Annotated in this window: 11 protein-coding genes; 4 read left to right on the top strand and 7 right to left on the bottom strand. The window is 71.5% G+C overall.

Going from position 1 to position 12,155, the window contains the following annotated elements; translation table 11 throughout:
* Positions 1–6: 6 nt before the first annotated feature.
* Positions 7–450, bottom strand: a complete 444-nt coding sequence (locus tag OG707_RS25805; RefSeq protein WP_329122266.1) for a MarR family winged helix-turn-helix transcriptional regulator — start codon at positions 448–450, stop codon at positions 7–9.
* Positions 451–548: 98 nt separating this feature from the next.
* On the opposite strand from OG707_RS25805, the gene OG707_RS25800 reads away from it, so the two are divergent.
* Both OG707_RS25800 and OG707_RS25795 read left to right on the top strand, forming a co-directional pair.
* Entirely contained in the window at positions 549–848 is a 300-nt protein-coding gene (locus tag OG707_RS25800; RefSeq protein ID WP_329122264.1) for a YkvA family protein, read from the top strand.
* Between the two features lie 149 nt (positions 849–997).
* Positions 998–1,624, top strand: coding sequence for a hypothetical protein (locus OG707_RS25795; RefSeq protein WP_329122262.1), 627 nt, complete (start codon positions 998–1,000; stop codon positions 1,622–1,624).
* An 89-nt stretch (positions 1,625–1,713) separates the two neighbouring features.
* Here the strand turns inward: OG707_RS25795 and OG707_RS25790 are convergent, their stop codons facing one another.
* From OG707_RS25790 to OG707_RS25780, 3 genes are read right to left on the bottom strand one after another with little or no spacing between them, the layout of a single operon-like run.
* Positions 1,714–4,644: a hypothetical protein gene (locus OG707_RS25790; RefSeq protein WP_329122261.1), complete on the bottom strand. Its 2,931-nt coding sequence runs from the start codon at positions 4,642–4,644 to the stop codon at positions 1,714–1,716.
* A gap of 2 nt (positions 4,645–4,646) precedes the next feature.
* A complete protein-coding gene (locus OG707_RS25785) occupies positions 4,647–6,479 on the bottom strand; it encodes an HSP90 family protein (protein ID WP_329122257.1) in 1,833 nt (610 codons plus the stop codon).
* A gap of 46 nt (positions 6,480–6,525) precedes the next feature.
* A complete protein-coding gene (locus OG707_RS25780) occupies positions 6,526–7,512 on the bottom strand; it encodes a hypothetical protein (RefSeq protein ID WP_329122255.1) in 987 nt (328 codons plus the stop codon).
* Positions 7,513–7,692: 180 nt separating this feature from the next.
* Here OG707_RS25780 and OG707_RS25775 point away from each other — a divergent pair, with 180 nt between their 5' ends.
* Positions 7,693–8,688, top strand: a complete 996-nt coding sequence (locus OG707_RS25775; RefSeq protein ID WP_329122254.1) for an alpha/beta fold hydrolase — start codon at positions 7,693–7,695, stop codon at positions 8,686–8,688.
* 22 nt (positions 8,689–8,710) lie between these two features.
* Here OG707_RS25775 and OG707_RS25770 read toward each other — a convergent pair whose 3' ends face one another.
* Positions 8,711–9,193: a GNAT family N-acetyltransferase gene (locus OG707_RS25770; protein WP_329122251.1), complete on the bottom strand. Its 483-nt coding sequence runs from the start codon at positions 9,191–9,193 to the stop codon at positions 8,711–8,713.
* A 65-nt stretch (positions 9,194–9,258) separates the two neighbouring features.
* On the bottom strand, positions 9,259–10,347 hold the full coding sequence (gene ychF, locus OG707_RS25765; RefSeq protein WP_329122250.1) for a redox-regulated ATPase YchF: 1,089 nt from the start codon (positions 10,345–10,347) through the stop codon (positions 9,259–9,261).
* Positions 10,348–10,526: 179 nt separating this feature from the next.
* On the opposite strand from ychF, the gene OG707_RS25760 reads away from it, so the two are divergent.
* On the top strand, positions 10,527–11,051 hold the full coding sequence (locus OG707_RS25760) for a DUF6542 domain-containing protein (RefSeq protein WP_329122248.1): 525 nt from the start codon (positions 10,527–10,529) through the stop codon (positions 11,049–11,051).
* Positions 11,052–11,095: 44 nt separating this feature from the next.
* Here OG707_RS25760 and OG707_RS25755 read toward each other — a convergent pair whose 3' ends face one another.
* Positions 11,096–12,106, bottom strand: coding sequence for a quinone oxidoreductase family protein (locus OG707_RS25755; protein WP_329122245.1), 1,011 nt, complete (start codon positions 12,104–12,106; stop codon positions 11,096–11,098).
* Positions 12,107–12,155 lie beyond the last annotated feature (49 nt).

Raw genomic sequence — 12,155 nt, 5'->3', positions numbered from 1 at the left:
CCGGGATCAGCGCTGCACGATGCGCTCCAGCAGCGCGACGGCGTCGCTCAGCGTCCGCAGCTCGCCCGCGTCGAGCTCGCCCTCGATCGCCCCGGTCAGCCAGCTCTGCGTATCGATCCGTGCGTCGTCGACCGCCCGCCGCCCCTGGGCGGAGACCGACACCACGACCTGCCGTCCGTCGCTCGGGTCGGGCGCGCGCTCCACCAGACCGCGCTCCTCCAGCGCGCCCACCGTCAGCCGCATCGACTGCGGCCGTACGAGCTCGAGGCGCGCCAGCTCGGCGGTGGTGGCGGGGCCGCCCCGGACGAGCCGGGAGAGCACGGACCGCTGCGAGGGGGTCAGCAGGCTCTCCGGGGAAGCACTCCGCATACGCCGTACGACCCGCCCGAGGGCGACGGTGAGCTCGGCTGCGACCTTCCCGGCATCCGGCGGCGCAGGATCCTTGGTCATAGCATCTACCGTACGAGATCGACAGGCAGCCTTGCAAGTCTGCCTGCCGAAGCACATCACGTCAGCGTGGCGCCGCAGTCATCGGGTACCCGTACTCCATGGACACCTCCACCCAAGTGCTGCTGGGGCTCGCGGCACTGGCCTGCGTGGCGACACTGGCGTTCGCGGTCGTCCTCGTGATCCGTCTGTTCCGGGCCCGCCGCCTGCTGCGCGACGCCGGAATCCCCGTCCAGAACAAGCTCGCGTTCTGGGGCGCGCTGATCTACACGATCAGCCCGGTCGACCTGATCCCCGACCCGGTCTACCTCGACGACATAGGGGTGCTCCTGCTGGCGCTGCACACGCTCCAGGCGGCGGCCCGCCGACGGCCGGGCACCCTCGGGACCGAACGCCTCTGAGCCCGTCCGCGCGTGCGTACAACCTTGATCCGGCCACATCGCCTGCCTGCGGCGGCGGGCAGGACGGCGAGGACGCGAAGACGAAGGGCGCCTCCACGGCGGCGAGACCGGCGGCGAAAGCACTCACGACCGCCGAGCTGGAGAAGCTCGTGATCGCCAAGGGCGACGTCACGGACCACGAGATCACGGTGCCGGGGAAGGACGACGTCTTCAAGCCGGGCCAGGTCTCCGTCGACAAGTCCGAGTGCAAGCCCGTCGCCCAGGCGCTGTCGTCCCTGCCGGCGAGCGAGCCGAAGGCGAGCGTCCAGCGGCTCGTCGTCCACAAGTCGGCGAAGGCCAAGAAGGGCATGCCTTCGACGAAGGAGCTCGGGAAGATGACGGAGAAGCAGGCCCAGGACGCGACGCTCGACTCGCTCGACATCACCAAGACGATGACCTCCCTCTGGTCCTACGACGGCCAGGGCGCCGAGCAGGCCCTCACCACGCTGCGCGAGGCCGCCAAGAAGTGCGCCGCCGGCTTCACCATGACGCTCGACGGGGAGAAGCAGCAGGTCACCAAGGTCGAGGAGGCGGCACTCTCCGCCGGGGACGAGGGCGCCTCCTGGACGGTGACAGCGGAGGACAGCGGCAACAAGGTCCTCACCGATGTCGCCGTCTTCCGGAAGGGCGCCACGCTCGCCGGATTCTCGTCCTTCAACATCGCGGCGGCCGCCCGGGGCAAGGCGTTCGAGCCGCCGACGGACGTCATCACTGCCCAGGCCGCCAAGCTCCGCTGATCGGCCCCGCCATCCCCCTCCGGCCTGCACGCATGCACGCCGGAGGGAGGGTGCGGGACTCCGCGCCGGTCAGGTCGCCGTGCGGAGCCTCACCTTTCGTCACGCAGGCGGGCCGCCAGGTTCGTGAGCGATTCGGCCTCGTCGGCCGCACCCAGGGCGGTCAGCCGGGCGACGGCCGCGTCGAGCCGTACGAGCGCGGGCTCGGCGCGCTCCAGGTGGACCCCCTCCACAAGCGACGCGAGCCGTACGCACTCCGCCCACTCCCCGGGGTGAGGGCCTTCCGGCTCGGGCTCGGGCAGCAGCGCGAGGGCCTCCTCCAGGTGGGCCAGAGCGGTTTCGGCCTGACCGGCATAGGCGTTGACCCGGCCGTACTCGTAGGCCAGGGCGGTCTCCAGGGAGCGGCCCCCGGGCTCGAACGAGACGGCGCGCGCCTCCTCGGCGATGCGGCCCGCGTCGGTGAGGAAGGTGAGGGCCTCGGCGAGTCCGTCGGGGCCCTCCTGCTGGACCTGGAGGCGGGCGAGTTCCCGAAGGGCATTGCTGATCGGCTCGTAGCGCGGGGCCTCGGCGTGGGCGGTGAGCGCCTGGGCGATCACCTCGCGTGCCCGTACGAACTCGCCTCCCTCACCCAGGAGTACGGCCGTCTCCGCGGCGATCATGGCGTGGCTTCCGGGGTCGTCGTCCCAGTTCGCGGACTCGGCGGCGAGGGCGGCGAACTCCGCCGTGGCGGCCTTGAGGTCCTCCCCCACGTGCAGGGCCCTGGCGCGCGTCAGCCGCAGCTGGGCGACGAGCCGGTCGTCCAACTCGCCCGTGGTGACGACCTGTTCGGCCAGGAGGGAGTCGAGGAGCGCGATGCAGTCCTCGATCCGGCCGAGGTCGAGGCTGAGCTGGGCGGCGTTGCTGTACGTGCAGAACGCCTGGATCCGGTTGTCGTCGCGCAGGTGCAGTTCCGCGGACCGTGTCAGATGACGGAGGGCCTCGTCGGGACGGTCCAGGTGCATCGAGACCCTGGCCAGCTCGCCGTGGAGGCGGGCCGTGTCGGTCGCACCCGCCGGCCAGCCGGCGGCCTCCCGCAGCCCCTCGGACAGCGCCTCGTGCCCGGCCTTCGCGTCACCCAGGCCGAGCAGCAGCCGGCCGCGCAGACCGTGCAGCCTGGGCAGGTGCCACGCAGGGCCGTCCGACTTCAACCGCGCCTGGAGAGCGTCCAGTTCCGCGATGGCCGCGGGCAGGTCGCCGGTGAGGGCGAGCGTGCTGGCCTGCAGCAGCCACCCGCCGGAGATCTGCAGGGTGACGTCGTGGCGGCCTGCGAACTCGCGCAACTCGGCCACCTCGGCGAACGCTGCCGCGGCATGCTCCTCGCCCGGCGACGACTGCAGCCGCAGCCCGAGGGCGGTGGCGCGCAGGCGCAGCAGCCGGGCCTCCTGGTCCGGGGTGAGGTCCGCGGTCTCCTCGTGCAGGCGGGCCATCGCGGTGTGGGCGGCGGTCAGCGCTTCGGCCTTCTCGGCGTCGTCGTCCGGTATCTCGGCGGTGGCGATCAGGGAGCAGGCGTGGGAGACGGCGGCCTGGCCGGGGCTCCCGGCGTCCTCGTACAGCCCTGCGGCCTCCTCGTGGAGGGCCGCGCAGGTCGCGAAGTCGTCCTTGCGTCCTGCCCGCTCCCCCTCGTCCTTCAGCAGATCCGCGCGCAGTACAAGCTCCGGGCCGATGCGCGGGTCGTCGGGGTGGACGTAGCCGCGCGCCGCGACGAGCGTGCGCAGCCGCGCCCAGTACGCTTCCGCGTCCGGGTGTCCCTGCTCGTCCAACTCCCTTGCCTTGAGGATGAGTTCGGGCAGAGCGTCGGGGATCTCGGCAGTCTTGCGGACGGCTGCGGGTACGGCGACCGGGACGGCGGCAGGCGACGCGTCGTCGAGGCTGCGGACCCGCAGCGTCAGCTCCAGGGAGTCCAGCAGCGGGGCGCGCTCCAGTCGGGCGCGGCGGCGGTCGGTGTGGGCCGGGGTCCCGTTGCGGGCGTCGAAGCGGGCCGCGAGGTCGTCGGCGCGGCCCCGTACCTCGGCGCGCAGACCGGCCACCGTCCACGTACGGCCCAGGTATCCGGCCGAGGGGAGGTCGCCGTGGCCGAGCGCCTCGATGCGCGCGAGGAGAACCTCGACGCCGGTGAGGAAGTCGAGCATGTCGAGCGGCGACTCCACCTCCTCGAACAGCGAGCGGTTCTCGGAGAGCAGTTCAAGTCCCCGCGCTTCGTTGCCGGTCAGCGCGCAGAACTCCAGATGCCGGCCCACCTCCCCGGACATCGAGGGGTTGTGGCGGCAGGCGCGGTAGCCGGCGAGGTGCAGTTCGCGGGCGCGTTCGGTGTCGCCCGTACGGAGAAGGGGCAGCAGGGCGTACGAAATGGAGCGCGCGGGCTCCTCCTGGCAGGCGCCCTGCCCCGCCAGTACGGGCTCCCACTCGCGCAGCGCCCGTACGTCGTCGCCCGCACCGAGGTGGAACTGGGCGCGCTCGCAGATCTCGCAGGCCCCGCAGTCGCTGAGCCGGGTGCGGGCGCGGGCGGCCCACAGTTCGTAGGCCAGCGCGGTGTCCTCGCCGACGTGGGAGGCGAGCTGGTACGCCTGCCCGTAGTACGGCTGCAGCTCCAGGCCGGCCTTGACGTACCGGTCGCGCATCTCCTGGAGCCACTGGCGCAGGCTGCCGAGCGGCATCTCGGGCAGGGCGAGCAGGGCGTTCGCCACCCACTTGAAGCGCCAGAAGAGCTGGTGGCGCCCGCGCTCGTCGAAGAGGTCGGGCTGCTCGTCGAAGAGGTTGAGCAGCCGGGCGAAGACGACGGGCGACTTACGGGGTTCGGAGCCGTAGGTGTAGGCCTCCTGGAGCTCGAACAGTGCGAGGACCAGCAGCTCCGGGTCGTCGAACTGCTCGGCGGCCTCGGTGAGTTCCTCGGCCGTGACGGTACGGGTGCGCCCGTAGGGGCGCTGGTCGTTCTCCTGGAGCGCGTGGCGCAGCTCGTCGGTGGACTGCGGTGTGGTCGTCGGCATCGTCAGCTGTCCTTGCGGAGGGCGTGGGCGAGGAGGTCGAGGAAGGAGCGGTTGATGAGGCTGGACTCGGCGGGCCGCAGGGGGCGCCGGGACAACAGCGCGGCCTGCCCGTAGAGGGCTTCGGCGCTGGTGCGGGCGAGTTCGGGCTCGTCGATGGCGACGGCGGTACGGACCAGCGGGTTGAGCTGGTTGAGGATCAGCTGGGCGCGCGGGGCCTCCTGGCGGAGCGCGCCGAGGATGTCGCCCCACAGGCCGCCCTCCTGCTCGCGGGCGAGCTGGGAGCGGGTGCGCTCGTGGCGGGCCTCGCGGCTGTCGACGAGGAGGGCGGGGGCGGAGGCGGGCTGGAAGGAGCGCAGCGCGACGTCGCAGTCGAAGACGGCGAGGGCGTCACGGGCGCGGCTCAGATAGGCGCCGGCGGCGAGTTCCGTCTCGCGGTCGACGGGGTCGAGGTGGGCGGTGAGGGTCTCCGGGTCGAGGTCGGCGACCGTGTTCTCCGGCCTGATCTCCGGGAGCCGGTGGACCAGTTCGCGGTCGTACGTGTAGCCGCCGTTGACGACGCCGAGCCCGGCGGCCGAGGCGATCGCGGCGACCTGCCGGAACTCCTCCACGCTGGAGGTGACGAGGACGGTGCGGTGCGAGCGCGCGAACTCGTCGAGGGTGGCGTGCCCGTCGGTCGTCTCGAACGGCAGCCAGGGCAGCAGCATCCGCAGGATCTCGTCGTCGTGCACGGCGAGGGACTTCACCGCCAGGTGGTGCGCCTGGAGGAAGCGGGAGAGGAGGTCGGGGTCGCTGGCGGCGGCCTTGGCGATCCAGTCGCGCAGCCGCTCGGTGAGGGCGTCGCGTACGGCGGCGAGGGTGTCGTCCTCGTACAGGGCCTCGCGCGACGCCGTCGGGCGCAGGCTCTCGGCGTCGACCACGCACCGTACGAAGAACGCCCACTCGGGCAGGATCTCCTCGGCCCGCTCCGACAGGAGCATGCCCTTGACGTGCACGCGGTGCCCGTGGCGGCGCCCGGCCGGGACGGCCTCGGGCAGCACGCAGGCGATGCCCTTGAGACCGACGGCGGGGAGGTCGAGCTCGATGGTGTCGAGCGGCGTGAACCCGAACACGTCCTCGCCGTACGCGGCCAGCGCGCGGCTCCGGGCTCCCGGCGTCGGGTACGCGACCGACCAGGGGGCGGGGTCGGGATTGACGGGTACGGCGGGGCCCGCACTGCCGTCGTCGAAGGTCACGGGGTGGCGCAGCAGGGCGCCGAAGTGGCGTGCCAGGGAGTGCACTTGGCCCGGCCGGGTCCACTCGCCCGCGTCCGCACGGGGGGTGAGGGTGACGGTGGTCCCGGGGCGGGTCCGGGCGGATGCGGGCAGCGTACGGACGGTGTAGCTGCCGTCGCCGCGCCCCTGCCACTCCACGACGGGCGCGTCGGGCGTACGGGCGCTGCGGCTCACGACATGGATCTCGTCGGCGACGAGGAAACAAGAGAGCAGCCCGATGCCGAACTGCCCGATGAAGTCGGCGCGTTGCTCGGCGATGCGCTCGGCGTGCTTGCTGCTGCGGCCGATGGTGGCGAGGAACGTGTGGACGTCGGCCTCGGTGAGACCGATGCCGTCGTCCTCGACGCGCACGACGGCCCCGTCGGCGTAGAGGCGGATGCCGTACGTACCGGGCGCACCGCCCGGTTCATGCAGATGCCGTGCGCTGAGGGCGTCCACGGCGTTCTGCAGCAGCTCGCGCAGATAGACGCGGGGACTGGAGTAGAGGTGATGGGAGAGGAGATCGACGAGGCCGCGCAGATCCACCTGGAAGGTGCGATCGGTGGCGGAAGTGGGCTGAGTCATGGGGCAGTCCGGGGATGGCAGGGGTGGTGGAAGGAGGGCGGCGGGTTCAGGCGCGGCGGCTGCGGCGGGCGAACTCCGCCTGCGGATCCGCGAGATAGCGCCAGGGCCATGGGGTGTAGGCGCCGTCGAGCTCCTTGAAGACGCGGCGGAGCGTGTGGTGCTCACCGGAGAGCGACAGGGCCATGGCGAACTTGTTGAAGTCGCCCTGCCAGCCGGGGCTCCGCTCGTAGGAGGGGTGCAGGATGCTGTGCTCGGCCGCCTCGACCAGCTCGTCACGAACCTCCGGCGCGACGAGGCAGGCCCCGTCGTCCGACTCGACCCAGTCCTCGATGCGGGCCATGGCGATCACACAGCCCAGCCGGTGCCCCTCGGGTGCGCGGTCGTACGCCTGCCGGGCGAACGCCCCGGCCTCGCCCGGCTCTCCGCCCCAACGGGGCTGGAGCTGCGACAGCCACTCCTCGTGGCAGTCGAGGTCCAGCGGATCACGGCGCAGGGCGGCGTCCCACCGGGTCTCGTTGATGGTGCGCCCCAGCGACACGCCCCGCCCGGACGTGAGGAGCTGCCGCCAGGGGGTGACCCACTCGGGCCGCAGCTCGGCGACCTCGAACAGCTGCGCCTCGGCGATGTCGAGCCGCTCGTGGAAGACCTTCCACTGCTCCTGGGTGACGTTCTTGGCGCGCGCGGAAGTACGCGCCTCCCACCCCCAAGTGATGTGCCGCGCCCCGGATATGAGCAGGGCGGCGGCCCGGTGCTCCTTGTCCTCCTCGACAGCCCGCCCGATCCACTCCTCCACCCCGTCGAGCTCGACGAGCTCCCCGAGGACACCGTGATCGCGCCCGAGATCGAAGGGAACCAGCGCCGCTTTGACGGCTTCCCAGTCCCGCGAGTCGGCCGCCTCCACCACGTCCAGAACGCGCCGGTCGCCGAGCGCCCGCAGCTCGTACATCCCGTTCTTCCGCTTGCGCGGCGCGGGAAGCACGTGCGGCCCCGCCTGCGCACTCTCCCCACCTCTGCCGAACAACTTCCCCAGCATCCCGAGCCCTCCCCAGGTCCCACGTGATCGTCGGGGGCAGCATAAGCGGCCCCTACGACAGCGGACCTGCAGGGTCCTGTCAGCGCTTCACGACGATCCGCGGGGGACGCGCAGTGTTCCGTACGGGATGCATATGCCTAGTCTGACGGGAGTTGACGGAGCACGAACCAAGGAGGGGCCGTGGCGGGGCACATCGAGGGCGTGGAGCATCACAGCATCAAGGTCAAGGGCCTCACCCTGCACTACGCCGCGGCGGGCGCGGAGGACGGCCCGCTGGTGGTGCTGCGGCACGGCTTCCCGGAGTGCTGGTACTCCTGGCGCCACCAGCTCACCGCGCTCGCCGCGGCCGGTTACCGCGCCGTCGCCCCGGACCAGCGCGGCTTCGCCCGCAGCGACGCCCCGACGGCCGTCGAGGCGTACGCGCTGCCGAACCTGGTGGGCGATGTAGTGGCTCTCGTACGGCAGTTGGGCCGCGACCGATTCGCCGTGGTCGGCCACGACTGGGGCGCCCCCGTCGCCTGGCTCACCGCACAGCTCCGCCCGGACCTGGTGCGCGGCGTCGTAGGCCTGAGCGTGCCGCCGCCCGTGCCGGACCCCGGGCACACCCCGCCGCTCACCGCGCTGACGGAGATGTTCGACGGCCGCTTCTACCAGAACTACTTCTGCCAACCGGGCGTGGCAGACGCCGAGTTCGCCGAGGCCCCGGAGAACACCTTCCGCCGCTTCCTCTACGGAGCGAGCGGCGACAACCCGCAGACCGACCCGCCCCCGCAGCCCCTGGTCCCCCCGGGCAGCACCTTCCTGGAGACCCTGGACGAGCCGAAGGAACTGCCGTCCTGGCTGACCGAGGACGACATCGCGGTGTTCACCGAGGAGTACCGGAACAACGGCTTCACCGGCGGCCTGAACCTGTACCGCAACATCGACCGCAACTGGGAGCTGGGCGCGGCCTGGGACGCCCTCCCGATCAAGGTCCCCGCGCTCTACGTGGTCGGCGACCGAGACCTGGTAGGAGTCTTCCCCGGCATGGACCAACTCCTCCCCGCACTCCAACAACTGAACCCGACCCTCCGCCCCACGGTCACGCTCCCCGGCTGCGGCCACTGGACCCAGCAGGAACGCCCGGCCGAGGTGAACGAGGCACTGATCGACTTCCTGGGCGGGTTGCCCGACTGAGCCGGTCGCCGGCGCCCCGCGGTCAGGCTTCGGCCGCACCCGTCCGGGCGGCGACGATCTCCTCGTCCTCGAAGTCGCCGGTGGGTACGAAGCCGAGCGATGCGTACAGGCGCGCGGCCGGGGCGTTGTCCGGGTGGTACGAGAGCCGGACCTCCCGGTACCCGGGGAGCGTGGCAAGGCGCCCGATCAGCGCGCGCACGGCGGCACGCCCCACGCCGTTGCCCTGCTCGGCGGCATCGACGATCATGCCGCCGATCCAGTGGGCGCCTTCCTCGTCGTCGTACGCCCACATCACATGGCCCACGACCTCGTCACCGGCCCGGACCGCGAGGGAGTTCCAGAGCCCGCCCCTCATGGAGAGCAGCAGATAGCGCGCGCCGAGGGCGGCCACGAAACGACGCTGGTCGTCGGCGGGAGCCACGTCGGCGACGTCGCGCCAGTTCTCGTCGGTGATGTCCTCGAGCGTCACGCGCCGGCCCCGGCGGTCGGTTATGTCCTTCGTCATGCACGCCATCCAACAGCAAGGGGCCGGACCCGAAGGCCCGGCCCCTGAACCGGGGTGCAGCGCTGTCACACGTTGAAGCGGAACTCCACCACGTCGCCGTCCTGCATGACGTACTCCTTGCCCTCCATGCGGGCCTTGCCCTTCGCGCGGGCCTCGGCCACCGAGCCGGTCTCCACCAGGTCGGCGAAGGAGATGATCTCCGCCTTGATGAAGCCCTTCTGGAAGTCGGTGTGGATCACGCCGGCCGCCTCCGGGGCCGTCGCGCCCTGGGGGATCGTCCAGGCGCGGGACTCCTTGGGGCCTGCCGTGAGGTAGGTCTGCAGGCCGAGCGTGGCGAAGCCGACGCGGCCCAGGGTGGCGAGGCCGGGCTCCTCCTGGCCCATCGACTGGAGGAGTTCGAGGGCCTCGTCGTCCTCGAGCTCGATGAGCTCGGACTCGATCTTGGCATTGAGGAAGATCGCCTCGGCGGGGGCGACCAGGGCGCGCTGCTCGTCCTTGAACTCCTCGTCGACCAGCTCGTCCTCGTCGACGTTGAAGACGTAGAGGAACGGCTTGGTGGTGAGGAGGTGCAGCTCGTGCAGGAGGTCGCCCTGCTCGGTGCCCTTGGTGATGCCCGCGGAGAACAGCGTCTCGCCGGACTCCAGGATCTTCTGGGCCTTCTCGACCGCGGCGAGGACGAGGACCTTCTCCTTCTGGAGACGGGACTCCTTCTGGAGGCGGGGGATCTGCTTCTCGACGGACTGGAGGTCGGCGAGGATCAGCTCGGTGTTGATGGTCTCGATGTCGTCCTTGGGCGAGACCTTGCCGTCGACGTGGACGACGTTCTCGTCCTTGAAGGCGCGGATGACCTGGCAGATCGCGTCGGACTCGCGGATGTTCGCCAGGAACTTGTTGCCCAGGCCCTCGCCCTCGGAGGCGCCGCGGACGATGCCCGCGATGTCCACGAAGTCGACCGTCGCCGGGAGGATCTTCTGCGAGGAGAAGATCTCGGCGAGCTTGGTCAGGCGGGCGTCGGGGACGCCGACGACGCCGACGTTCGGCTCGATGGTGGCGAACGGGTAGTTGGCCGCCAGCACGTCGTTCTTGGTCAGGGCGTTGAACAGGGTCGACTTGCCGACATTCGGCAGGCCGACGATTCCGATCGTGAGCGACACGTTGGCGACTTCCCGTTACAGAGGGTGATGGATCGGCCCTGGTTGGGCGGGCCGATGTACCAGTTTACGGGCGCGGACGGAGCTGATTCCTGTTCCCGTACGTCGAACTCATCGCCAAGCTCGCCCAAAGCGCGTGTCCCGCGCCGGATTGACCCCACCCGGCGACCTACGTTGGTCGGGTGGAGCAGCAACACAGGACCCGGACCCCCCGCCCCGACGTTCCCTCGCAGGCCGGCCGTGGCGAGACCTCGACCGTCTACCGGGTCTCCGGAGCGCGGCCCGCACGGCCCGTGGCGCCGCTGGTGCTGGCCCTGCGGAAGATGCCCGGTCCGCGGCTGACCGGGCTCGGTGGCGGGCTCTTCGCCATGGTGGCGATGCTGGCGGCCGGCGGTCTCGACTGGCTGCTCTTCGGCGGGTCCGCGGTGGCGTACGGGCTGCTGTTCCTGCCGGTGAGCGTGGCGACCGCGATGTGGGTACGCCCCGCCGACCTCGTGACCGCGCCGATCAGCGTCCCGATCGCCTTCGCCGTCGGGGCCGTGCCGATCTCCGACGGGGCGGGCGACGGGCTCGGCGGCAGCCTCATGGGCGTCCTGACGACGCTGGCGCTGCATGCCGGCTGGCTGTACGCCGGCACGCTCGTCGCCGCGGTGATCATGGTCGTACGGCGCGTACGCGTCATCTCCGAGCGCCGCCGCGAGCGCTAGGTCTTCCGTTCCGGGAGGTGACGCCCCGACCTCGTCACCCGCGATCAGCTCTGCGTCTCCTCGCGGCGTCCCACAGCGGCCGCATCGAGTACGAGGAGCAGCTTGCCGGTGGTACGCCGAGCCTCCAGATCGCTGTGGGCCTGGGCGGCCTCGGACAGTGCGTAGCGACCCGTCACAGTGACCTCGAGCGCCTTGGAGCGCACCCACTCGAACACATCGGCGGCCCGTCGGAGCAGTTCGGACCGATCGGCGATGAAGTCCCCGAGGCTGGGCCGGATCAGGGTCAGCGAACCGCCGTGGGCGAGCCGGATCGGATCAAACGGCGGCACGGCACCACTTGCCGCGCCGAAGAGCACGAGATGGCCGCGGGTTCGCAGGCTGGCGAGGCTCGCATCGAAGGTGTGCGCGCCGACGCCGTCGAAGACGACCGGCAGTCCCTGACCGCCGTTGAGCCGCCTCACCTCGGCTGCGAGATCGTCGACCGCGGAGGAAAGGATCACCTCAGCGGCCCCGGCACGCTTCGCCAGCTCGGCCTTCGCCGTGGTCGACGTCGTGCCGATCACCCTGCCGCCGAGATGGGTGATGAGCTGGGTCAGAAGCAGCCCCATGCCGCCGGCAGCCGCATGCACGAGCACCGTGTCGCCCCCCTGAACCGGGTAGGCGTCCTTGACGAGATAGTGCGCGGTCATGCCTTGGAGGAGCACGGCGGCGGCTGTCTCGAAGCCGATGTCGTCGGGCAGCGGCACCAGCCGGGAGGCGTCCACGACGGCCCGCTCGGCATACGAGCCGGGAATCTCCACCCAACCGACCCGGTCCCCGACTGCGACGTCAGCGACGCCGGGTCCCACTTCGACGACCGTGCCGGCGCCCTCGGCGCCCGGGGTGAAGGGCAGCGGGAGGCTGTAACGGCCTTCGCGGTGGTAGACGTCGAGGAAGTTGACCCCGGATGCGGCGACCTCCACGATCGCCTCGCCCGGACCCGGCCGCGGCAGGTCCACCTCGGCCTCCTGCAGCACCTCGGGACCGCCCACTTCGTGCACCTGAATCGCTCGCATGACTCTCCAATATCGGTTCGTCCTCCACCAACCCCGTTGATGGCGATCC

The organism is Streptomyces sp. NBC_01465 (genome assembly GCF_036227325.1).
Taxonomy (GTDB): Bacteria; Actinomycetota; Actinomycetes; order Streptomycetales; family Streptomycetaceae; genus Streptomyces.
The sequence above is the reverse complement of the archived record's forward strand: the minus strand, read 5'-3'. Positions and strand labels throughout refer to the sequence as shown.